Source organism: Lichenibacterium minor (assembly GCF_004137685.1).
GTDB lineage: Bacteria > Pseudomonadota > Alphaproteobacteria > Rhizobiales > Beijerinckiaceae > Lichenihabitans > Lichenihabitans minor.
This window is the reverse complement of sequence record NZ_QYBB01000039.1, coordinates 1-21,535: the sequence shown is the minus strand read 5'-3', so window position 1 is coordinate 21,535 and position 21,535 is coordinate 1. Positions and strand designations below refer to the sequence as shown.

Annotated in this window: 20 protein-coding genes and 1 pseudogene; 13 read left to right on the top strand and 8 right to left on the bottom strand. The window is 72.6% G+C overall.

What is annotated here, in order from left to right:
* The first annotated feature begins 9 nt into the window (after positions 1-9).
* The 4 genes from D3273_RS22050 to D3273_RS22035 are packed head-to-tail and all read left to right on the top strand — an operon-like array spanning position 10 to position 4,365.
* Positions 10-672: an aspartate/glutamate racemase family protein gene (locus D3273_RS22050; RefSeq protein WP_129229057.1), complete on the top strand. Its 663-nt coding sequence runs from the start codon at positions 10-12 to the stop codon at positions 670-672.
* 20 nt (positions 673-692) lie between these two features.
* Positions 693-2,012: a dihydroorotase gene (locus D3273_RS22045; RefSeq protein WP_129229056.1), complete on the top strand. Its 1,320-nt coding sequence runs from the start codon at positions 693-695 to the stop codon at positions 2,010-2,012.
* A 5-nt stretch (positions 2,013-2,017) separates the two neighbouring features.
* On the top strand, positions 2,018-3,427 hold the full coding sequence (locus tag D3273_RS22040; protein WP_129229055.1) for an amidohydrolase family protein: 1,410 nt from the start codon (positions 2,018-2,020) through the stop codon (positions 3,425-3,427).
* A 59-nt stretch (positions 3,428-3,486) separates the two neighbouring features.
* Complete coding sequence (locus D3273_RS22035; RefSeq protein WP_129229054.1) at positions 3,487-4,365, top strand: D-amino-acid transaminase; 879 nt, start codon at positions 3,487-3,489, stop codon at positions 4,363-4,365.
* Positions 4,366-4,558: 193 nt separating this feature from the next.
* Here the strand turns inward: D3273_RS22035 and D3273_RS22030 are convergent, their stop codons facing one another.
* Positions 4,559-5,266, bottom strand: coding sequence for an aspartate/glutamate racemase family protein (locus D3273_RS22030; RefSeq protein ID WP_129229053.1), 708 nt, complete (start codon positions 5,264-5,266; stop codon positions 4,559-4,561).
* A gap of 120 nt (positions 5,267-5,386) precedes the next feature.
* Here D3273_RS22030 and D3273_RS22025 point away from each other — a divergent pair, with 120 nt between their 5' ends.
* The 7 genes from D3273_RS22025 to D3273_RS21995 all read left to right on the top strand — a co-directional run bounded on the left by D3273_RS22025 (position 5,387) and on the right by D3273_RS21995 (position 12,374).
* On the top strand, positions 5,387-6,241 hold the full coding sequence (locus tag D3273_RS22025; RefSeq protein ID WP_129229052.1) for a transporter substrate-binding domain-containing protein: 855 nt from the start codon (positions 5,387-5,389) through the stop codon (positions 6,239-6,241).
* Between the two features lie 6 nt (positions 6,242-6,247).
* Entirely contained in the window at positions 6,248-6,916 is a 669-nt protein-coding gene (locus tag D3273_RS22020) for an amino acid ABC transporter permease (protein ID WP_129229051.1), read from the top strand.
* On the top strand, positions 6,913-7,698 hold the full coding sequence (locus D3273_RS22015; protein WP_129229050.1) for an amino acid ABC transporter ATP-binding protein: 786 nt from the start codon (positions 6,913-6,915) through the stop codon (positions 7,696-7,698). Before D3273_RS22020 ends, D3273_RS22015 begins: the two co-directional genes overlap by 4 nt.
* Positions 7,695-8,993, top strand: a complete 1,299-nt coding sequence (locus tag D3273_RS22010) for an NAD(P)/FAD-dependent oxidoreductase (protein ID WP_129229049.1) — start codon at positions 7,695-7,697, stop codon at positions 8,991-8,993. Before D3273_RS22015 ends, D3273_RS22010 begins: the two co-directional genes overlap by 4 nt.
* Before the next feature lie 74 nt (positions 8,994-9,067).
* A complete protein-coding gene (locus D3273_RS22005; protein ID WP_129229048.1) occupies positions 9,068-9,391 on the top strand; it encodes a M81 family metallopeptidase in 324 nt (107 codons plus the stop codon).
* Positions 9,392-9,399: 8 nt separating this feature from the next.
* On the top strand, positions 9,400-10,794 hold the full coding sequence (locus D3273_RS22000; RefSeq protein WP_129229047.1) for an amidase family protein: 1,395 nt from the start codon (positions 9,400-9,402) through the stop codon (positions 10,792-10,794).
* A gap of 11 nt (positions 10,795-10,805) precedes the next feature.
* Positions 10,806-12,374, top strand: a complete 1,569-nt coding sequence (locus D3273_RS21995; protein WP_129229046.1) for a gamma-glutamyltransferase — start codon at positions 10,806-10,808, stop codon at positions 12,372-12,374.
* A 189-nt stretch (positions 12,375-12,563) separates the two neighbouring features.
* Here D3273_RS21995 and D3273_RS21990 read toward each other — a convergent pair whose 3' ends face one another.
* The gene (locus tag D3273_RS21990) at positions 12,564-13,193 is read right to left on the bottom strand and encodes a TetR/AcrR family transcriptional regulator (protein WP_129229045.1); all 630 of its coding nucleotides are present in this window, start codon (positions 13,191-13,193) and stop codon (positions 12,564-12,566) included.
* A 106-nt stretch (positions 13,194-13,299) separates the two neighbouring features.
* Between D3273_RS21990 and D3273_RS21985 the strand changes: the two genes are divergently transcribed.
* Positions 13,300-14,187 carry an SDR family oxidoreductase gene (locus D3273_RS21985; protein ID WP_129229044.1) on the top strand — a complete coding sequence of 296 codons (888 nt, stop codon included), beginning with the start codon at positions 13,300-13,302 and terminating at the stop codon, positions 14,185-14,187.
* Positions 14,188-14,853: 666 nt separating this feature from the next.
* Here D3273_RS21985 and D3273_RS29360 read toward each other — a convergent pair.
* From D3273_RS29360 to D3273_RS21955, 5 genes and pseudogenes are all read right to left on the bottom strand, one after another.
* A pseudogene (locus D3273_RS29360) lies at positions 14,854-15,210 on the bottom strand (ABC transporter permease family protein); the annotation flags it as partial.
* A gap of 192 nt (positions 15,211-15,402) precedes the next feature.
* The gene (locus D3273_RS21970; protein ID WP_129229042.1) at positions 15,403-16,512 is read right to left on the bottom strand and encodes a M20 family metallopeptidase; all 1,110 of its coding nucleotides are present in this window, start codon (positions 16,510-16,512) and stop codon (positions 15,403-15,405) included.
* Positions 16,513-16,589: 77 nt separating this feature from the next.
* Positions 16,590-17,513, bottom strand: coding sequence for a polysaccharide deacetylase family protein (locus D3273_RS21965; RefSeq protein WP_129229041.1), 924 nt, complete (start codon positions 17,511-17,513; stop codon positions 16,590-16,592).
* Between the two features lie 23 nt (positions 17,514-17,536).
* Positions 17,537-18,313 carry an SDR family NAD(P)-dependent oxidoreductase gene (locus tag D3273_RS21960; RefSeq protein ID WP_129229040.1) on the bottom strand — a complete coding sequence of 259 codons (777 nt, stop codon included), beginning with the start codon at positions 18,311-18,313 and terminating at the stop codon, positions 17,537-17,539.
* Positions 18,310-19,560, bottom strand: a complete 1,251-nt coding sequence (locus D3273_RS21955) for an MFS transporter (RefSeq protein ID WP_245501330.1) — start codon at positions 19,558-19,560, stop codon at positions 18,310-18,312. Before D3273_RS21955 ends, D3273_RS21960 begins: the two co-directional genes overlap by 4 nt.
* Before the next feature lie 164 nt (positions 19,561-19,724).
* Here D3273_RS21955 and D3273_RS21950 point away from each other — a divergent pair, with 164 nt between their 5' ends.
* Positions 19,725-20,513: an IclR family transcriptional regulator gene (locus D3273_RS21950; protein WP_129229038.1), complete on the top strand. Its 789-nt coding sequence runs from the start codon at positions 19,725-19,727 to the stop codon at positions 20,511-20,513.
* A gap of 128 nt (positions 20,514-20,641) precedes the next feature.
* Here D3273_RS21950 and D3273_RS21945 read toward each other — a convergent pair whose 3' ends face one another.
* The gene (locus tag D3273_RS21945; protein WP_129229037.1) at positions 20,642-21,466 is read right to left on the bottom strand and encodes a sulfatase family protein; all 825 of its coding nucleotides are present in this window, start codon (positions 21,464-21,466) and stop codon (positions 20,642-20,644) included.
* Positions 21,467-21,535: the final 69 nt, after the last annotated feature.

Below are 21,535 nucleotides of genomic sequence, written 5' to 3'. Positions count from 1 at the left end.
CGCGTGACGATGGGCGTCTCCGGTCGCATCCTCGTCGTCAACCCCAACAGCTCGGAGCCCGTCACGGCCGCCATCGAGGCCGCGGTGGCGCCGCTCAGGATCGCGGGCGGGCCGGAGATCGCGGTCGACCGCCTGCGCTCGGGCCCGCCCGGCATCGCCACGCAGCGGGACGCCGATTCCGTCGTCCTGCCGCTCTGCGACCTCGTCGCCCGCGACCCGTCCGACGCCTTCGTGCTGGCCTGCTTCAGCGACCCCGGCCTCCACGCGGTGCGCGAAGCGGCGGGAGGCCGCCCGGTGATGGGCATCGCCGAATGGGGGCTGCTGCGCGCGCTGACGCTTGGCGAAAGCTTCGGCATCGTGGCGCTGTCGCCGGCCTCGGTGAAGCGCCAGGCGCGATACGTCCGGCAGATGGGCCTCGGCGCCCGCTATTCCGGCTCCTGGCCGGTCGACGCCTCGGCCGAGGACACGGCGGGCGACGCCGTCCGGGGGCGCCTGGTCGAGGCCGGCCGCCGCCTCGCGGCCGAGCGCGGCGCCGACGTGATCGTCCTCGGCTGCGCCGGAATGGCGGGGCATCGCCGCGCCGTCGAGGACGCCGTCGGCCGTCCCGTGGTCGAGCCGACGCAATGGGCTGTCGCGGCGGCGCTCGGCGCCCTGCGGCTCGCCGCCTGTTGAACCGACACGGGATACCCTCCATGCACCACGACCTGATCATCCGCGGCGGCACACTGGTCCTGCCCTGGGGCGAGGCCGTCGCCGACGTCGGCGTCCGCGACGGCCGCATCGCCGCGGTCGGCTCGCTTGTGGCCGACAGTGCGGGCGAAACGATCGAGGCCGCGGGCCTCCACGTGCTGCCCGGCCTCATCGACAGCCACGTCCATCTGCGGGACCCGGGCGACCCCGCGGTCGAGACGCTTGCGACCGGCACGAAGGCCGCCGTGCTGGGCGGCATCGCCACCCTGTTCGACATGCCGAACACGAGCCCGGCCATCGTCGACCGCGAGCGGCTCGATTGGAAGCGCGGCTACGTCGAGGGGCGGAGCTGGTGCGACGTCGGCCTCTACGTCGGCGGCACCAAGACCAACATCGACCTCCTGCCCGAGCTGGAAACCGAAGCCGGCGTCTGCGCCGTCAAAGTCTTCGCCGGCTCTTCGACCGGCACGCTGATGGTGGAGGACGACGAGCACCTGGAGGAGCTGATGCGCTCCGGCCGCCGCCGCATCGCCTTCCACAGCGAGGACGAGTACCGGCTCCAAGCCCGCAAGCCCCTGTTCCGCTCGGGCATGCCGCACCGCAGCCACATGGAATGGCGGGACGAGGAATGCGCCTTCCTCGGCACGCGCCGCCTGATGGCGCTGGCGCGCCGCACCGGCCGCCCGGCCCACATCCTCCACGTCTCGACCGCCGAGGAGCTGGGCTACCTGCGCGACTTCCGCGACGTCGCCACCGTCGAAGTGCTGGTGAACCACCTGACCCAGGTGGCGCCGGACTGCTACGACCGGCTCGGCGGCTTCGGCGTGATGAACCCGCCGATCCGGGGCGAGCGGCACCGCGCGGCGAGCTGGGCGGCGGTGGCCGACGGCACGGTCGACACGATCGGCTCCGATCACGCGCCCCATTCGCGCGCCGCCAAGGCGCTGCCCTGGCCCGAATGCCCGGCCGGCCTCACGGGCGTGCAGACGCTGGTCCCGATCATGCTCGACCACGTCAGTGCCGGGCGCCTGTCGCTGACGCGCCTCGTCGACCTCATGGCGGCCGGGCCGGCGCGGGTCTACGGCCTCGTCGGCAAGGGCCGGCTCGCGGCCGGCTACGACGGGGATTTCACCCTGGTCGACATGGGGCGGCGGCGCACCATCGAGGACAGCTGGATCGCCTCGCCCTGCGGCTGGACGCCCTTCGCCGGCACGACCGTCCAGGGCTGGCCGGTCGCCACCGTGGTGCGCGGCACGCCGGTGATGCGCGACGACGAGGTGCTGGGCGCGCCCGTCGGCCGGCTCGCCCGGTTCCACGGGTGAGTGCCGTGGGCACGGCACGGGCTCCCGCTCCCGCGACGGGCACGATCGCGGTCTTCGGCTCGCACGTCCTCACGCTCGTCGACGGCGTCCAAACGGTGCTGAGCGACCACTGGGTCGTGGTCGAGGGCGACCGCATCGCGGCCGTCACGCCCCACCGCCCCGCGTGCGCCGACCGCGTGCTCGACCGACCCGGCCGCTTCGTGCTGCCGGGCCTGATGAACCTCCACAACCACTGCTTCAGCGAGGCCGTGGCCCGTACCCACACGGAGGATGGCGCCGGGCGCAAGAACAACCAGAGCATCGTCTACACGGTGCTGCTGCCGCTGACGAAACGCGGCATCGAGGTCCTGTCCCCGGCGGAAAGGATGGACGTGGCGCGCCTCGGCATCCTGCAACTCCTGAAAGGCGGAGCCGCGACCGTGATGGAGCCGTTCCGCAACGGCATCCCCGAGATGTTCGACGCCGCGCTGGAGATGGGTCTCCGCTTCTACGGCGCGCCCTACCTTTTCTCGGGTTCGGCCCCGCAGGCGGACGCTTCCGGGCGGGTGGACTACGGCGCGAACGACGCCGGCGAGGCGGATCTCCGCGCCTGGAACGACCTCCACGCCGCCTGGGAAGGGCGCGACGGAGGGCGCATCCGGCTCGCCATGAGCCCCCACGCGACCGACACCTGCGGGCCGGACCTCCTGCGTGCCGCGGCGGCGCGGGCCCGCGAACTCGGCGTACCCATCACCACGCACCTCGCCCAGAGCAAGGCCGAAGTCGCCACGATCGCGGCGCGCCACGCCGGCCGCACCCCGGCCGAGTACCTCGACTGGCTCGGCCTCCTCGCGCCGGACCTGCTCGCCGCCCACTGCGTCGACTGCTCGGACGCCGATCTCGACCTCATGGCGGCCCGCGGCGCGACCGTGCTCAACTGCCCGCGCGTCTTCGCCCGCGCCGGCACGGCCGCCGCCTTCGACCGCTTCGCCGGCCGCGGGGTGCGCACGCTGGTCGGCACGGACGGCTACAACATGGACCTCCTCGGCGAACTCAACGCCGCCGCGACCGTGTCGAAAGTCGTGTCCGGCCGGGCCGAGGCGGCGAGCGCCCCCGATCTCGTCGGGGCGGTGACGCACGAGGCCGCCGCGGCCATCGCGCGACCCGACCTCGGGGCGATCCGGCCGGGCGCCAAGGCCGACCTCACGGTCGTCGACCTGTCGGGCCCGCTCACCCAGCCGCTGCACGACCCGCGCCGCGCGCTCGTCTGGCTGGCCAACCGCGCCGACATCGACGCCGTGATGGTGGACGGCCGCCTGTTGATCGAGGGCGGCCGGTCGACGGCGGTCGACGAGGCCGAGGTGACGCGCGCCGGCGCCGCGGCCATCCAGAAGATCTGGACCCTTCCCGAAGCCCGGGCCGCCTTCGCGGGCTGAACCCGTCGCGTTCCCGGCGGGCCCGATCCGGCCCGCCTTCTCCCTCGCCGGACACATCCATGGACCGCATCATCCACCTCGACGGCGCCTTCGTGCCGGCCGCCGACGCCCGCGTTTCCGTCATGGACCGCGGTTTCCTCTTCGCGGACGGCATCTACGAGGTGTCGGCCGTGCTCGATGGGCGGCTCGTCGACAACGACGCGCATCTCGCGCGGCTCGATCGCTCGCTCGAAGCCATCGGCATCCCCAACCCGCACACCCCCGCCGACTGGGCGCGCCTGCAGCTCGAACTCGTGCGGCGCAACGGCCTCGTCGAGGGCGTGGTCTACATCCAGGTGACGCGCGGCGCCGCGGAGCGCGACTTCGCCCCCGCGCCGGACCTCGCCCCGACGGTCGTCATGTTCACCCAGGCCAAGACCATCGTGGACGCGCCCGTGCAGGCCAGGGGCGCCCGGGTGGTGACGCGGCCCGACCTGCGCTGGGCGCGGCGCGACATCAAGTCGGTCGGGCTGCTCGCCCAGGTGATGGCGAAGCGCGAAGCCGCCGCGGCCGGGGCCTCGGAGGTGTTCATGGTCGAGGACGGCCTCGTCACCGAAGGCGGCTCCTCCACGGCCTTCATCATCACGTCGCAGGGCGCCGTCGTCACGCGTCCGCTGTCCAACGCCGTGCTGCCCGGGATCACGCGCCTCGCGGTCATGCGCCTGGCCGCCGATGAGGGGCTGACGCTCGAGGAGCGGGCGATCCGCGTGGATGAAACCTACGAGGCCGAGGAGGTCTTCTTCACCAGCGCTTCCAACTTCGTCGTGCCCGTGGTGTCGATCGACGGCCGGAACATCGGCGATGGATGCCCGGGGCCTCGGACGAAGCGCCTCATGGCCCTCTATGTCGGCCTCGCCCGGGCGGGGACGGGGTCCGAGGCCGCGGTGCCGGGCGGATGACGGGCCACAGCCGTCGGTGACCGTGAGGCCCGCCGCCGCCCGCGGCGCCGATCGGCGGTCCCGGCATCGCGAGGACCCCGGCGCGGACGGAGCGGAACGGCATCGGCCGGGCCGCGACGATGGGGGTGGCGAGACGGCCGGACAAGGTCCTTGGGCGTGCGGGGTCGACGTCCGCCGTGGCGAACGCGGGCCTTCAAGGCCCGAAGCGCGGCGGCGCGAGGCTGCGCGCGAAGGCTTCGACATAGCCTACGGCGTCGTGCACCGGCAGGCCGGTGGCGGCGCGGATCGCCGCCGCGTGGGGCGGCAGGTTGGTGCATTCGCACAGGATCGCGGCGACGTCGCCGTGGCGGCCCACGAGGCGCAGCGCCGCCGCGACGGCCTCGCGCTCCAGGGCCGCCGGGTCGGAAACGCCGCCCCGATCCCCGTAGACGGCGCGGAACAGGCTGTCGTCCCCGAAGCCCTCCACCGGCGCGTCGGGCGGGATGCCGGCCGCCGCAAGGTGGCGCGCCGTCAGCGCCCCGGCCGAGAAGGTCAGCACGCCGACGCGCCGCCCCGGCGGCAGCGTCGCCTGGATCGATCCCCAAAGGAGGAGCGCGCTCGTCGCCACCGGCACGGGCAGCGCCGCCGCGAGCTCCCGCTGCATCGCCACGAGGAAGCCGCAGCTCGTCGCGATGCCGTCGACGCCGTCCCTCGCGAGCGCCCGCCCTTCCGCCACGAAGGCGTCGAGCAGGCCCGCGCCCCCGCCCTCGACGACGCGCGACGGGTCGGCGCCGCGCACCACGCGACACGTCACCGGGAAGGCGAACGTGTCCGGGTGGCCGATGTCGCCCGGCAGGCGGGCGAAGCCCGCGTCGAGCATCAGCAGCCCGATCCGAGCTGCGCCGTGCCGGTACCCCGTCATCCCGTCCGTCCCCCGGGCCCTGGCCCGGTCGCTGCATGCAGGTTCCGGGCCCCCGGCGCTATGCAGCGCCGCCGCGGCGGGGCAAGCTGGCCGCCGGGCAGATCGCGAAGGACGAATCGGATGCAGGACAGGCGAAGCATGATGGGGCTCGTCGGGCTCGGGGCCGCCACCGCGGTCGCGGCGGCCGGGCTCGCGGCGTCGCCGGCCGTGGCCGACGCGGCGCCCGGCGAGGGCACCTTCGCGCGCATCCGCTCCTCGAAGAAGCTCCGCATCGCCGGCATCGCCGGGACCGAGCCCTATTACCACAAGGACATCGCGTCGGGCGGCTGGTCGGGCTTCTGCATGGCGATGGGGAACGACCTCGCCCACAGCATGGAAGCCGAGGCCGAGGTGGTGGAGACCACCTGGGGCAACGCCGTGCTGGACCTCCAGGCCGGCAAGATCGACGTCGCCTTCGGCCTGTCGCCCACGCCCGCCCGCGCCCTGGTGGTCGACTTCTCCCGCCCGCTGCTCGAGAACACCTTCACGGTCATCGCCAAGCCGGGATTCGAGGCCGCGTCCTGGTCGGACCTCGACAGGCCCGAGATCCGCGTGGCGGTCGACATCGGCTCGACCCACGACAGCTTCGCCCGCCGCGTCCTGCCCCACGCCACGCTGGTGGCCTTGAAGACGCCGGACGACGCCATGCTGGCGGTGCAGGCCGGACGGGCCGACTGCGTGATCCAGGTCGTGCTGCTGGCCCTGGTCAGCGTGAAGAAGAACCCGCGGCTCGGCCGCATGATCGTGCCGACCCCGCTCATCCAGCAGCCCACCTGCGTCGGCATGCGGGTCGACGCCGACGGGCGCTTCCGCTCCTTCGTGGACGCCTGGCTGGAATACAACAAGTCGCTCGGCGTGGTGCGCGGCTGGATCACCGACGGCCTGGCCCTGGTGGGCGTCGCGGCCGCCGACGTGCCGGCCAACGTGCAGCTGTAGGCGGCGATGCACTACGAGTGGGACTTCGGCTTCCTGTGGCAGTACAGGGGGCTGATCGGCATCGGCATCGCCTACACGGTGGGCTTCACGTTGCTGACGTCCGTGCTGGGCTTCCTCGCGGGCGCCGTGATCGCGCTCGGGCGCATCGCCGGCCGCCCCTGGATGGCGGCGCCGCTCGTGGCGTTGATGGAGGTGTTCCGCTGCACCCCCGTGCTGGTGCAGCTCGTGTGGATCTACTACGCCCTGCCGGTGCTGGTGGGAGTCGAGCTGTCGCCCGCCGCGGCGGCCGTGATCACGCTGTCGCTCTACGGCGGCGCGTTCTACGCCGAGATCATCCGCGGCGGCATCCGCGGCGTCGAGCCTGGGCAATGGGACGCCGGGCGGGCGCTCGGCATGACGCGGGCCAAGCTGATGCGCAGCGTCGTGCTGCCCCAGGCGTTGCGCCGCATGGTGCCGCCGCTCGTCAACCAGACGATCCTGCAGCTGAAGAACACCTCGCTGGTGTCGACCCTCGCGGTGCCGGACCTGCTCTACCAGGGGCAGCTGATCACCTCGGCGACCTACCGGCCGCTCGAAGTCTACACGATGGTGGCCGTCGTCTACTTCGCCATCCTGCTGCCGCTGACGCAGCTCGCGCGCTTGCTGGAAACCCGACCGTCGCGGGTGGCGGCGTGACGAGCGAAGCGATGGTCGCCGTGCGGGGGCTGCGTAAGCGCTTCGGCCGGCTCGACGTGTTGAAGGGCATCGACCTCCGCGTGCCGCGCGGCGGCGCCGTGGCGCTGATCGGGCCGAGCGGCTCCGGCAAGTCGACGCTGCTGCGCTGCATCAACCTCCTCGACACGCCGGACGCCGGCAGCGTTCGGGTGGGCGACCGCAGGCTCGACTTCGACGGCCGGCGCCGCCTGCCGCCCGACCGTGAGATGGCCGCCTTCCGGGCCCGCGCCGGCATGGTGTTCCAGGGCTTCAACCTGTTCCCGCACATGAGCGTGATCGACAACGTCATGAGCGGCCCCGTGGTGGTGAAGGGCGTGAAGCGCGACGTCGCCCGCCCCATGGCCCTGTCGCTGCTCGACCGGGTGGGCCTCGCCGGCAAGGCGGGCGATCACCCGGCGAGCCTGTCGGGCGGGCAGAAGCAGCGCGTCGCCATCGCCCGTGCGCTCGCCATGGAGCCCGAGGTGATGCTCTTCGACGAGGCCACGTCGGCGCTCGATCCCAAGCTCGTCGGCGAGGTGCTGGCGGTGATCCGCGACCTCGCGCGGGGCGGCATGACCACCGTGCTGGTCACCCACGAGATGGCCTTCGCCCGCGACGTCGCCGACCGCGTCGCCTTCATGCGCGACGGCGTCGTGGTGGAGGAAGGGCCCGCCCGGCAGGTCATCGAGGACCCGCGCGAACCCGCGACGCGGACCTTCCTCGGCCATTTCCACGGGGGGCGCTCCGCCCCGGCGGCCCCGTGACGGCGCGGCACGTGGCCGTGGTCGGGGGCGGCGTGGTGGGGCTCTGCTGCGCGGCCGAGCTGCTGCGGGCCGGCCACCGCGTCACGCTGGTCGAGCCCGAGCCGTTCGGCGGGCGGCACGGGGCTTCCTTCGGCAACGGCGCGTGGATCAGCCCCGCCTCCGTGGTGCCGATGGCGATGCCCGGCCTGTGGCGGCGCGTGCCGGGCTTCCTCGCCGACCCGCTCGGGCCGCTGACGATCCGCCCGGCCGCGCTGCCGCGGCTCGCGCCCTGGCTCGTGCGCTTCCTGCTCGCCGGCGCCACGGTTCCGCGCGTCGAGCGCACCGCGCGGGCGCTCGCGCCGCTGCTGGCCGACGCCCCGGCGCGCCACGCCGCGCTGGCGGCCGCGGCGGGCGTGCCGGAGCTGATCCGGCGGGACGGCCTGCTCTACGCCTACCCGTCGCGCGCCGACTTCGCCCGGGAAGCGCTCGCCTGGCGGCTGCGGCGCGACAACGGCGTCGGCTGGACGGAGCTCGATGCCGCGGCCCTGCACGCTCGCGTGCCCACCCTGTCCCGCCGTTACGGCTTCGGAGCCCTTGTCGAGGCCGGCGCGCACTGCCTCGACCCCGGAGCCTACCTCGAAGCCCTCGCGCGGGACCTCGTGCGTCGGGGCCTGGCGGTGCGCCGGACGCGGGCCACGGGCTTCGCCGTCTCGGGCTCCCGCCTCGACGCCGTGCTGACGGTCGACGGCCCGCTGCCGTGCACGCGGGCCGTGGTGGCGGCCGGCATCCGCTCGGGTCCGCTGGCGCACGCCGCGGGCGACCGGGTCCCCCTCGCGGCCGAGCGCGGCTACCACGCCGTGATCCCGGGCGCGACCGCCGGCCCGCCGCTGCCCGTCATGCCCAGCGACGGCCGGCAGGCGAACACGCCGACGCGCGCGGGCCTGCGCGTGTCCGGCCAGGTGGAACTCGCCGCGACGGACGCCCCGCCCGACTGGCGCCGCGCCCGGGTGCTGCTCGACCACGCGCTCCGGACCTACGACGGTCTCGCGGGCGAGGTCGGGGCCATCGAGGCGGCGGGCGGGCGGGTGGCGACCTGGATGGGCCATCGCCCCTCGACGCCCGACGGCCTGCCGGTGATCGGCCGTGCGTCGCGCTGCCCCGAGGTGATCTATGCCTTCGGCCACGGCCACGTCGGCTTGGCGGCGGCGCCCGTCACCGCCGAGCTCGTGTCGTCGCTCGTCGCGGGCGCGCGCCCCGGAACGGGCGTGGCGCCCTACGATCCCCGCCGGTTCCGCCTCGCCGCCGGGCGCCGTTGAAGGCGCCGGGGCGCCGCGCGCGTCTGGTCGGAATCATGCATGCGATCGATGACCGCCCGACGGGGAACGACGCCGTGAAGACCTTCATCGCCACGCTCGGCACCGAAACCGACACGTTCTCCCCCATCCCGACGGGCCGGGCGGCGTTCCGGGAATGCATGTTCCACCGCGGGGCGGGATCGACGGACGGGACCTCCGATTTCGCCCATCCGATGCCGGCCGTGGTGGTCAAGTCGGCCCAGCATTTCGCCGCCGGCTTCGCCCCGGCCTGCGACCCCATCGCCTCCGTGGCGGCGCCCGGAACGGCCTCGCCGGACTTCGCCGCGCTGCGCCTGCCCAAGGCCGGCCGCCCGCTGTGGCCGCAGGTCGCCGATCCCTTCGCCCCGCCGAACCCGTGAGCCCCACCATGACCGACCTTTGGCGCCTGTCCGCCTGCGACCTCGCGGCCCTGGTGCGGCGCCGCGACGTGTCGGCCCGCGAGGCCGCCCGCTCCGCCCTCGACCGCCTCGACGCCGTCAACCCCGCCGTCAACGCCGTGGTGGACCATCGCCCCGGCGAAGTGCTGGCCGAGGCCGACGCGCTCGACGCGCGGCTCGCGCGGGGCGAGGATCCCGGCCCCCTGGCGGGCGTGCCGGTGACCGTGAAGGTCAACGTCGACCAGCGCGGCTTCGCCACCACCAACGGCGTCCGCCTCCAGCGCGACCTCGTCGCCGAGGCGTCGTCTCCGGTCGTCGACAATGTCCGGCGCTCCGGCGCCGTGATCCTCGGGCGCACCAACACCCCGGCCTTCTCGCTGCGGTGGTTCACCGACAACCTGCTCCACGGCGCCACCCGCAACCCGCGCGACCCATCGCTCACGCCGGGCGGCTCCTCGGGCGGGGCCGCGGCCGCGGTCGCTTCCGGCATCGGCCACATCGCCCACGGCACCGACATCGCGGGTTCGATCCGCTACCCCGCCTATGCGTGCGGTGTGCACGGGCTGCGGCCGAGCCTCGGCCGCGTGGCCGCCTACAACGCCACCGCGCCCGAACGCGTCATCTCGGGCCAGGTCACCGCCGTTTCGGGCCCCATCGCCCGCACGGTCGGCGACCTCCGCCTCGGCCTCGCCGCCCTGGCCGGACCCGATGCGCGCGACCCCTGGTGGGTGCCGGCGCCGCTCGACGGGCCGGGGGTGCCGCGTCGCGCGGCGCTCTGCATCCGGCCCGACGGGCTCGCCACCGTGCCCGAGGTCGAGGCGGCGCTGCGCGACGCGGCCCGGAGGCTGGAGGCCGCGGGCTGGAGCGTCGAAGAGGTCGAGGCCCCGCCCCTGCGCGAGGCCGCTGCGCTGCAAACGCGGCTCTGGCTCGGCGACGGCTTCGGTGGCCTCCTCGCGGCCGCCGAGCGGGAAGGCGATCCCGGCGCGCTGTCGCTTCTGAACCACCACCGCACCGCGGCGGAAGCCGTGCCGCCGGACTTCCTGTCCGGCCTGCTGGTGCGGCGCGCCACGCTGGTGCGCCAGTGGCAGCTCTTCCTCGACCGCTACGCCGTGCTGCTGCTGCCCGTTTCGGCCGAGCTGCCCGTGCCGGACGGGCTCGACATGACCGGCAAAGCGGCCTTCGACGCGCTGTGGGAAGCGCAGATGCCACAGGTCGGCCTGCCCCTGCTGGGGCTGCCGGGCCTGACGGTGACGACGGGCCTCGTCGGCACGGTGCCGGTGGGCGTGCAGCTCGTGGCGGCGCGCTTCCGCGAGGACCTGTGTTTCCTGGCCGGCGAGGCCGTCGAGGCCGGCGGCGTGCCGCCCGCGCCGGTCGACCCCGCGTGACGGAGCCCGCGATGATCCACGACCTCCCGCCCCACGTCACCCAGCACTGGCGGGTGGCGAAGCCCGCCGCGGCCGGCCGGCGCGGCATGGTGGCGGCCCAGGCGCGCGACGCCGCCGAGGCCGGGGTGGCGGTCCTCGACGCCGGCGGCAACGCCGTCGACGCCGCGGTGGGGTGCGCCCTGGCGCTCGCCGTCGTCGAGCCCTGGAACTCCGGCCTCGGCGGCATCGGCTTCGCGCTGGTTCACCCGGCCGGCGAGCGCCGCGCGACCGCGGTCGACTTCGGCCCGGTGGCGCCGGCGGCGCTCGACCCGTCCCGCTTTCCCCTGACGGGGCGGATCAAGCGCGACCTCTTCGCCTGGCCCGAGGTGGAGAACGACGCCAACATCCACGGCCCGCTGTCCTTCGTCGTCCCTTCGGCCGTCGCCGGCTACGCGGCGATGCACGCGCGCTGGGGGCGCCTGCCGCTGGCCGAGGTGATGGCGCCCGCCCTCGCGCTGGCGCGGCGCGGCCTCGCCGCCGACTGGTTCACCACGCTGAAGGTCGCCAACGCCGCGGCGACCTTGCGGCTCTACCCCGAAAGCGCCCGCATCTATCTTCCGGGTGGGCTGCCGCCGGTCGCGCCCTACCAGGGCACGCCGGGCTTCCTTCCGCTCGGCCGGCTCGCCGACACGCTGGAGCGGCTCGCCCGCGCCGGCCTGCGCGACCTCTACGAGGGCGAGGTCGCCGCCGGCATCGCGCGCGACGTGGCCGCGATGGGCGGCGCCCTGTCGCGCGCCGACCTCGCCGGCTGCGCGGCGCGGCTGCGACCCGCCGACGAGATCGCCTGGCGCGGCCGCGTGCTGCAGACGCCCGGTGGGCTGACGGCGGCGCCCACGCTCGCGCGCGTCCTCGCCGCGATGGAGGGCGTCGAGGCTGCCTCGCCCGACGCGGGCTGGTTCGCCGCCTTCGCCCGCGCCATGCGGGCCGCCTATGCGGAGCGGCTCGAAGGGCTGGGCGACGCCGAGCCGCCCGGCGCGGACAGCTGCACTACCCACCTCACCGTCTGCGACGCCGAGGGCACGATGGTGTCGTTGACCACGACGCTGCTGTCGTCGATGGGGAGCCGCGTCGTGCTGCCGGGCAGCGGCGTGCTGATGAACAACGGCGTGATGTGGTTCGATCCGACGCCGGGCCGGCCGAATGCGGTGGCGCCGGGCAAAAGGCCGCTGACCAACATGTGCCCGGTTATCCTGCGCGACGGCGACGTCCCGACGATGGGGCTCGGCGCCTCGGGCGGCCGCCGCATCCTGGCGGCCGTCGCGCAGAGCCTGCTCTTCGTCGAGGGCTTCGGGATGGATCCGGAAGCGGCGGCGCACCATCCCCGCATCGACGTGTCCGGCCCCGAGGGCGTCACGGCCGACCGGCGCCTCGGCTCGGGCGTGCTGGACGCGCTGGGGGCCGACGGTCCGGTCGAGGTGGTGGAGCATGCCGTGCTGCCGGTGAACTTCGCCTGCCCCAACATGATCGTGCAGCGCGACGGCGCCCGGACCGGCATCACGGACGCCATGTCGCCGTGGTCGGCGGCGGTGGCGCAGGGATGAGGCGCCGCGGGGACGGGGCGGGTGCACGCGCGTTCGGGGCAGGGGGAGGCCCCGAAGCGCCGCCGCGCGCGTCCGCGGCCGAAGGGCTCGACGGCAATCGTGCGAGCCGACGGGGGATCGACGGCTCCCGCCGCGGGCCCTCGCTGATCTGACCAAAAAGCCTGTGATCCCCCGCCTCTGGTCGGAAAGCTATTCCTGTCCTCCCGATGGAAACTCAGTCGTCCCGACGACGACATCGAGGGTTGGAACTGGCGAAGGTCGTCCTCGAAACATGCTTCTCAAGGTTCGTTCAGCCAATTCGAGGTGATGCGACAGCCCTGGCTCACCGTCTTCAAGCCACGCGAGCGTCGCGTGGGCGAAGGATGCCATGCCGGTACGAGCGGCCAAGGCGGCGGGCAGGGCGGGAACGCCGCGCCCCTGCAAGGCCAGCGCGAGCGCCTCGGACAGAGCTTCGAGCTTCGACAGCTCGCGTTCGTGGAGGGCCGGTGTCGCCGATATGACCTCCTGCCGGGGCTTGGAGAAGGGGCGGTTGTCTTCCAGGAGCGTCGTCACCGATCGGAACGCGCGAAACAAGGTGTCGAGCGGCCCCAACTCGGCCGGCGCGTCAACGATCGATGCCGTCAGCGCATCCACCAGCACCGCTTGCCCGTCGAACAGCACCTCGCGCTTGTCCGGGAAGTGACGGAAGAAGGTGCGCTCCGTCACGCCGGCGCGCGCCGCGATCTCGGCCGCCGTGGTGCCGTCGTAGCCACGCTCTCGGAACAACTCCACCGCTGCCTGCTGTAGGCGCACTCGCGCGCCTGGTCCGGGCTTGTCCATGCCTCTCCTCGTCCCTGCCTCTCCTTGTCAGTGACTGACATCGGCCTATGTCAGTCACTGACGGTAGCGGTATCCCCATTCCGCCTGGGGCAGCGAGGAGGTTACGATGCGTGTGTTCCTGACAGGTGCGAACGGTTGGATCGGCTCGGCAGTCGCACGCGAACTGATGACGGCTGGCCACTCGGTCGTCGGCCTGGTGCGGTCGGGGGACAGGGGTGATGCGCTTCGCTCCGCGGGTGGAACGGTGTTGATCGGCGGGCTCGGCGACCTGGATGTGCTTCGCCGGGGTGCAGCGGAGGCGGACGGCATCGTCCACACCGCCTTCGGCCTCGACATCTCGCGCATCGGCGCGCTTGCCGCCGAAGACGCCGCCGCGATCGAGACATTTGGCGAGGTGTTCGCCGGATCGGCGCGGCCGATCATCGTCACGGACGGGTTCCTCCACCTCACGGGGGAGAAGGCGTTGGAAACCGACCGGCCTGGCATCTGGTCCGCCTTTCCCCGCGCTTCCCAACAGACCGCTTTTACGCTGGCTGAGCGCGGCATCCACGCCAACGTGGTGCGGAATCCCCGCTCCGTCCACGGCATGAGCGAGAAGCATGGTTTCGTGCCGATGCTCGCCGCCGTGGCGCGTCACAAGGGCCTGTCGGCCTACGTCGGCGAAGGGTCGAACCTTTGGCCGGCAGTTCACCGCCTGGATGCCGCGCGCGTCTACCGCCTCGCGCTCGAACGCGGTGCGCGGGGTGAAGCCTATCATGCGGTGGCCGAAGAAGGCGTCCCCTTTCGTGCGATCGCGGAAGCGATCGGCCGTCAACTCGGCGTGCCGGCCCGCTCGCTGGCGCCGGCAGAAGCCGAAGCTCACTTCGGCCCGCTTGCCATGTGGGTCGTCAACAACGGCCCCGCATCGAACGATTGGACCAGGAAGACCCTCGGTTGGTCGCCCGCGCAGGTCGGGATAGTCGCCGATGTCGAGCGTCCCGGCTACTCTCGGTAGCGCTTCCAAGCTTCGCGGCGGGGGCGACCGACGGGGCCGCCACGGTTTTCCACGAGGGAGCGTCCATCGGATAGGTGGATACCGTCGGGGCGACGTTGCCGGTCAGCACGCCCTTCAACGATCCGGCGTAGACGGTCGGCTGCAGGTATTTGCCGAGCGGGAGATCAGGGACGTCGCTGAACGCCTGAGCCTGGATCCGGTCGCCGATCGCCTTCTGGGCCGCGGCATCCGGCGCCGCGAACCAAGCGTCGCGCAGCTCCTCGAGCTTCGGCGCCGTCGCCCAGCCGAACCAGCCGGCCGCGCCGTTGCCGCGCAGGCCGAGATGGGTGGCGGGCGTGTTCTCGTCGAGCCCGGTGAAGTTGGTGAAGAACACGCTCCAGCCGCCCTCGGCCGGCGCCTTGCGCGACGCGGCACGACAGCCCCCAATCGGTCGCCACGACGTCGACGGCGAGGCCGCAGCGCTTCAGCATGTCGGCACCCACCAGCGCCATGGCGTTCAGGGTTGGGAAGTCGGTCGGCACCAGGACCATGACCGGCTCCCCCTTGGAGCCCGCCGCGGCGATGTCCGCCTTGGCCTTGGCGACATCGCTCGGCCCCGTCAGGGCCGACAGGCCCACGTCGCTTGCGAGGGGCGACGTCGGCGGGAAATAGCCGACCGGAGTCCACTACCATGCCGAGCGGCACCGCCACCACGACGGCGATCACGAGGGTGAGCAGGAGAAGCGACAGCGTCGGCTCGAGCCGCTGCCCGATGAGGTGGGCCACGGGAAGGTGCGTGAAGATCGACGTGCCGAGGTCGCCGTGCAGGACGCGCCAGCACCAATCGCCGAACTGCACGGGGAAGGGTCGGTCGAGCCCGAGGGTGGTGCGGATGCGCGCGATGTCCTCCGGCCCCGCCTGGTCGCCGGTGATCAGCGCCGCCGGGTCACCGGGCGTCAGGCACAGCAGGCTGAACACGAACAGGGCCACCACGCCCATCACCGGGATCGTCGTGAGGAGCCGTCGGATCGCGGAGGCGATCACCGCGTCGACCCTTTCGGGCCGCCACGGGATGGCCCTGCGGGATCGCTCCCGGCTCGTCCCGACAAGAAAACCCGCGAGTCGCCGTCCTCCCGCAGCGCCGCGGCGGATTGCACGCAACATGCATGTCAGCCTGAGACGACGCGGGGCCGGCCCATCGCCTCCGGTCGGGGCATATCGGGAGCTCGTGGGCCCTCAGAGCGTCTCGAGGAGGCGCCGCATCAGGTGCCTCCTCGGTTCGATCGACGACACCAGGCCATGCTCGTGGTGTGTGTGGGCGCCGTCGCCGTCGATGCCCAGGCCGTCGAGGGTCGGCACGCCGAGCGCGGCGGTGAAGTTTCCGTCGGAGCCGCCGCCGACGCGGGGCACGGACGCGAGGTCGATGCCGAGCACGGCGGCGAGGCCCCGCGCATGCGCGAAGAGCCGGTCGATCTCCTCCGTCCTGTCGTAGGGCGGTCGGTTCAGGCCGCCCTCGACGTGCACCTCGAAGTCCGGGGCGATGGCCTCGAGGCCCAGGATGGCGGAGGCGAGCTCGTCGCCCTGCGCGGCGCTCGCGATCCTGAGGTCGACGGAGAACCGGCAGAGCGCCGGCACGGTGTTGACCGCCGTGCCGGCCTCGATCATGCACACCGCCGTGGTGATGCCGCGCTCGTAATCCGTCATGGCCTCGATCGTCGCGATCTGGCGGGCGGCCTCGTGGATCGCGTTGCGGCCGTCCCGGTGGCGCGTCCCCGCATGCGCGGCGCGTCCCCTGACCTCGACGTCGAAGCGGCCGATCCCGCTCCGGGCGGTGACGATCCTGCCGCCGTCGCGCGCCGGCTCGGCGACGAGGGCGTAGGCGGCGCGGCGCGCGTGGTCCTCGATGAGCTCGCGGCTGGTGGGCGACCCGATCTCCTCGTCGGGCGTGACCAGGAGGACCAGGGGACGGGTGGCGGTGCCGGCGCGCGCGACGTCCTTGAACGCTTCGAGCGCCAGGAAGGCGCCCCCCTTCATGTCGTAGACGCCCGGCCCGTACAGCCGGTCGCCCTCGATCCGCAGCGGCAACTCGCGGTCGATGGTGCCGACGGGGTGGACGGTGTCGAGGTGGACCAGCAGCAGGATAGCGGGCTCCGCGGTCTGCGGACCGGCGCGGAGCACCAGCGCGTCGCCGAGGCCCTGTCGGCCGGGCACGCGCTCGACGGCGATCGGGGCGCCCCGCGCCTGCGCGGCGGCCAGGTCCATCATCCGGTTCACGCCGGCGCTGTCGTGCGTCGGGCTTTCCGTGCGGATCCAGGCCGCGAGCGTTTCGAGCGATGGTGTCGGCATGGGTTGGCGCGCGCCTTTCGATGCGGATTCCGAGCGGGGCAGGCCCGCCCGGATGGGGGCGGGGCGATCCGTGCCGCTCACGGGGTCTCGTGCTGAAGCGCCGCCGATCGCTTCACGAAACCGGCGACTTCGGCGTGGGTGGCGAACCACACGTCGCCCTTGGCCTTGGCGTGGCGGATCACCTCCTCCAGGATCCAGATGCGAGAGCGCGGCGTGATGACGTGCGGGTGCATGGTGAGCTGGAACAGCCCGCCGGCCGCATGGGCGGCGTCGAACTCGCGCAGGAAGATGTCCAGCACGGCCGATGGCGGCGTGTAGGGCCGCAGCGACTGGAAGCGGTGCATCATGAAATAGACGGCGTCGTCGCGGATCCACTCCACCGGCACCTCGACGATGCCGGTGCTCCGCCCGTCGAGCAGGAGGTCGTAGCAGTCCTCGTCGGCCATCAGGGACGAATCGTAGAGGAGGCCGAGCTCCTCCTCGATCCGCAGGGTGTTGGGGCTGAAGTCCCAGGACGGCGTGCGCAGCCCCACGGGACGGACGCCGGTGATCGTTTCCAGCGTGTCGGTCGAGCGGAACATCAGGTCGCGCTCCACGTCGTAGGGCAGCACCGAGTTCAGCTCGTGGATCCAGCCGTGGATGCCGATCTCGTGTCCCTCCGCCACGACGCGCCGCTGCTCGTCGGGATGCAGCAGCGCCGCGACAGCCGGCACGTAGAAGCTGGCCTTCACGTCGTGGCGCTTCAGCAGCTCCAGGATGCGCGGAACGCCGACCCGGTTGCCGTACTGGCCCCAGGCCATGCGGCCGATCGACTTGCCGCCTTCGCGCAGCTCGTTCGTCTCGTGGTCGGAGTCGAAGGACAACGCCACGGCGCAGCGCGCGCCGTCCTTCCAGGAGGAGGGCGCGAGCCGCCGACCGGCCCTCACCTGGTCGACGAGGCCGCGCCAGTGCGCCTCCTCCCACTGCCAAGGCTCGCCTGTGCCGCTCGTGGCGTCGTTCATGGACTGCTCCCTTCGATCGGACGTCAGCGCCCGCCGTCGACGGACAGGATCTGGCCGTTGACGAAACTCGCGAGATCGGAGGCGAAGAAGAGGACCGCCTTGGCGATCTCGTCCGCGGTGCCGAGCCGCTTCAGCGCGACGGCCTCGACGATCTGCTTCTGCCGCTCCGGGCTGTAGGAGGCCCACTGCCGCTCCGTCGCCGGGTTGGTCCGGACGAAGCCGGGCGCCACGCTGTTGACCCGGATGCCGAAGGGCCCGAACTCGTGGGCGAGCTGGCGCGTCAGGCCCAGCACGGCGTGCTTGGCCGAGCAGTAGCTCTGGATCCCGGTCAGCGAGGCCTGCAGGGCAGCACTCGACGTGATCGTGATGATCGCGCCGGACCGGGCCCGCTTCATCCCCGCCGCGGCGGCGCGGCAGAGCGCGAAGGTGGAGCCCAGATTGACCGCGACGACGCGGTCCCAGTCGGCGTCCTCGACCTCTTCGAGAGGGCGATCGGTCTGGCCCGCCACGCCGCCGGCGTTGCAGACGAGGACGTCGATCGCCCGGCCGGTGCGGTCCTCGACCGCTGCGATCCAGGCCGCGGCGGCCCGCCGATCGGTGAGGTCGACGGCATCCAGGGCGACGCGCGGATCGCCGTCCGTCCGTCCGACGATGTCGCAGCCGAAGACGGCGGCGCCGGCAGCGGCGAAGCGGTCCGCGATGGCGCGACCGAAGCCGACGGCGCCGCCGCTGACGGCGACGGTGCGGCCGGCGAAGTCGAGGGGCAAGGCGGCGCCCGAAGCCTCAGCGAAGGTCGTCATGGCAGCTCGTCATGGGCGGTCTCGCGCAGGGTCGCGATGACGATCAGGGACACGATCGCGGCGACGATGAGGTAGTAGGTGGGGGAGATCGGCGATCCCGTGGCGCCGATGAGCCAGGTGGCGACGAAGGGCGCGAAGCCGCCGAAGATGCAGGTCGCGAGGCTGTAGCCGGTCGACATCCAGGTGGATCGCGACGACGTGGGGAAGATTTCGGCGATGGCGGCCGGGCCCGGCCCCGAGAACATGGCGATCATCAGCCCGAAGACGACCTGGATGACCATGACGCCGGCCAGCGAGGCGCCCGACAGCATGAGGGAGAAGAGCGGATAGGTGAGGAGCGCGAAGGCCGCGCAGCAGCCGATGAGCAGAGGCTTGCGGCCGATCCGGTCCGACCACAGCCCCATCAGCGGCACGGCCACCACCAGCACGACGAGGCCGAGCGTGTTCGACCAGAGGGCCGCGGTGCGCGACAGGCCGGCGTACTTCTGGGTGAAGGTCGGCATGTAGTACAGGATGACGTAGTAGGACACCGTCCACAGGATCGTGAAGCCGAAGGCCTTCGCGGCCAGCAACCAGCCCGGCGTCGATGAAAGACCGGGCTCGTCGCGGGCGGCGCGGAAGGCGGGAGTCTCGTCGATGTTGCGGCGCATGTAGAAGCCGACCGGCACCAGGGCGGCGCCGAGGAGGAACAGCAAGCGCCAGCCCCAGGCGTCCATCTGGTCGGCGGTGAGCAGCGTGCTGAGCAGCGCCGCGGTCCCCGACCCGAGCACGAGGCCGGCCGCGACGCTGGCCTGCTGGAAGCTGCCGTAGAAACCGCGACGGTGACTGGGCGCCCATTCGACGATGAAGGCGGTCGCGCCGCCCCACTCGCCGCCGGCCGCGAAGCCCTGCAGCAGGCGGCACGCGACCAGGAGCAGCGGCGCGAGGAGGCCGATGCTGGCAAAGCCTGGGATGAGCCCCACCCCCACGGTGCCGATCGCCATGGCGAAGATGGTGAGCAGCAGCGCCGCCTTGCGCCCCCTGACGTCGCCCATGCGGCCGATGACGATGCCGCCGAGCGGTCGGGCGACGAAGCCGAGGCCGAAGGTGGCGAAGGTGGCCAGCAGGGCCCCGACCTCGTCGCCGCTCGGGAAGAACGTCCTCGAGATGGTCGTCGCGACGTAGCCGTAGACGGCGAAGTCGTACCACTCGAGCACGTTGCCGATCACCGCGGCCCGGACGGCCCGGCGGCTGTCTCGCTCCGTCACGGCAGATCCGGTTTCGCGCGGAGGCGCGGGGCGAGCCGCTGCGACGGAGGTGACCATGCTGTCGATGCTCCTGCTCGATCCCTGACCAAGCTGCCCATCGCACTTGCACTGCAATGCGACGTATTGCATTGTGATATAGACACGATAACTTGGGGGAGGACAGGATGTCAATTGAGCGTCGGGCCAAACCGCTGCGCGACGACCCGCTCCACGTGGCATCCGTCGCCAAGGCCTTCCAAGTGCTCGACGCTTTCGGCCATGCAAACGGCGCGCTCAGCCTCGCCGAGCTGGCCACGCTTTCGGGCCTCGACAAGAGCGCCACGCAACGCTTCGCTCACACGCTGTGGCGCCTGGGCTACCTCGACAAGGACGAGCGCACGCGGCGTTTCAGCCTGGGCCGACGCGTTCTGGACGCGGCCTTCAACTTCCTGCGTTCCAACGCCCTCGTCGAGCGCGCGACGCCGGCTCTGATCGAACTCAGGCAGGCTTGCGGCGAACGCGCCAACCTGTCGTTGCACGACGATACGACGATGATCTACGCGATCCGCCAGCAGACCAAGCGGGAATACTTCGCCGGATCGCTGATCGGTCGCCGCATCCCGGTGTTCTGCACGGCCGGCGGCCGGGCGGTGCTGTCGCGCCTTCCCGAGGACGACGCATCGTCGATCCTCGCGCGGTCCGACCTGTCCCCTCTCACGGGGCGCACGATCTGCGATCCCACTCTCATCATGGCAAAGGTGCGCGCTGCAGCGACCGATGGCTTCGCGTTGGCTGTCGAGGAAACGGCGCCCGGCGAGATCACGGTCGGTGCTGCCGTGACGGACGTGGCGGGGCGTCCGGTCGCCGCCGTCCATATCGCGGCCTCGGTCGCCGACTGGCCCCCCTCGGCGTTCGCGGAGCGCTTCGGGCCGCTCGTCGCCGAGGCCGCCTGGTCGCTCAGCCAGCGCTTGTAGAACGCCTTAAACAGCCGACGGATGCCGTCCCTCGTATGTCCGCCCTGACATGCAGCGCGCCCGAAAGCGGCTGGCTCGCTTTCCATCCCATCCTGCCGTTCGCCGGCGGCCGTCGGCGCGGATGCAGGTCACCGCGGTGCCTTCTGAAGGCCTCGGATCGTTGGCGGCGCGCCGAAATGGTCGGCGAGTTCGGCGCCCGAGAAGGCATCCGAGAAGTTCCCGCTCGTGAACGGCAGCATGGTGGCGTTCCACGCCTTCCACTGGTCCATGAGGCGCGCGTACACCTCGGGATGCCGGTCCTTCAGGTTGGCGCGTTCCAATGGGTCCGCGACGACGTCGAAGAGGAACGTGTTGCCCAGGATCTCCAAGAACTTCCAGTTGCCGTCGCGTACCGCCTTCTGGTCCTTGCTGTGGTAGCGCCAGAAAAGCTCGCGCGGCACTGCCTCGGCGCCGGGCCTGAGGTGAGGGAGCAGGTTCATGCCGTCCGTCGGCGCCGATGGGTCGGGACCAGTGCCGGCTGCAGCGGTCAGGGTCGGCAGCCAATCCATGCTGATGGTGACCTGGCTGTTCGTGGTGCCTGGCGCCACGCGGGCCGGCCAGCGCAGGATGGCGGGGATGCGCAAGCCCCCCTCCAGCAGTTCCGTTTTACGGCCCGTGAACGGCCACACGTCGGCGAAACGCTCGCCGCCGTTGTCGCTGGTGAAGACCACGATCGTGTCCTGCGCGACCCCCAACCGGTCGAGCGTGTCGAGCACGCGGCCGACCTGGAGATCCATGCGCTCCACCATGGCGGCGAAGACGGCCTGCGCTCCACCGTCGAAGTCGTCGAGCTTCGGCGCGGGTTCGGCGGCGATGCGCGCCGACTCCGCTTCGCCGTCCGGCCCTGGCGCTTCCCAAGGCCAGTGCGGCGCGTTGAAATGAAGGCTGAGCAGGAAGGGGTCCGGCCTGAGCACCCATCAGTTTGACCGTTGGTCGTTGACGGGCTGACTCCTCCTGTGATTCAGGGCCTCTCGCTGATGCGG

Excerpts from the sequence above, each read along its gene's own strand:
- D3273_RS22050 (WP_129229057.1), top strand. The coding sequence starts at position 10 with ATGGGCGTCTCCGGTCGCATCCTCGTCGTCAACCCCAACAGCTCGGAG.
- D3273_RS22045 (WP_129229056.1), top strand. The coding sequence starts at position 693 with ATGCACCACGACCTGATCATCCGCGGCGGCACACTGGTCCTGCCCTGG.
- D3273_RS22035 (WP_129229054.1), top strand. The coding sequence starts at position 3,487 with ATGGACCGCATCATCCACCTCGACGGCGCCTTCGTGCCGGCCGCCGAC.
- D3273_RS22030 (WP_129229053.1), bottom strand. The coding sequence starts at position 5,266 with ATGACGGGGTACCGGCACGGCGCAGCTCGGATCGGGCTGCTGATGCTC.
- D3273_RS22025 (WP_129229052.1), top strand. The coding sequence starts at position 5,387 with ATGCAGGACAGGCGAAGCATGATGGGGCTCGTCGGGCTCGGGGCCGCC.
- D3273_RS22020 (WP_129229051.1), top strand. The coding sequence starts at position 6,248 with ATGCACTACGAGTGGGACTTCGGCTTCCTGTGGCAGTACAGGGGGCTG.
- D3273_RS22000 (WP_129229047.1), top strand. The coding sequence starts at position 9,400 with ATGACCGACCTTTGGCGCCTGTCCGCCTGCGACCTCGCGGCCCTGGTG.
- D3273_RS21995 (WP_129229046.1), top strand. The coding sequence starts at position 10,806 with ATGATCCACGACCTCCCGCCCCACGTCACCCAGCACTGGCGGGTGGCG.
- D3273_RS21990 (WP_129229045.1), bottom strand. The coding sequence starts at position 13,193 with ATGGACAAGCCCGGACCAGGCGCGCGAGTGCGCCTACAGCAGGCAGCG.
- D3273_RS21985 (WP_129229044.1), top strand. The coding sequence starts at position 13,300 with ATGCGTGTGTTCCTGACAGGTGCGAACGGTTGGATCGGCTCGGCAGTC.
- D3273_RS21970 (WP_129229042.1), bottom strand. The coding sequence starts at position 16,512 with ATGCCGACACCATCGCTCGAAACGCTCGCGGCCTGGATCCGCACGGAA.
- D3273_RS21965 (WP_129229041.1), bottom strand. The coding sequence starts at position 17,513 with ATGAACGACGCCACGAGCGGCACAGGCGAGCCTTGGCAGTGGGAGGAG.
- D3273_RS21960 (WP_129229040.1), bottom strand. The coding sequence starts at position 18,313 with ATGACGACCTTCGCTGAGGCTTCGGGCGCCGCCTTGCCCCTCGACTTC.
- D3273_RS21950 (WP_129229038.1), top strand. The coding sequence starts at position 19,725 with ATGTCAATTGAGCGTCGGGCCAAACCGCTGCGCGACGACCCGCTCCAC.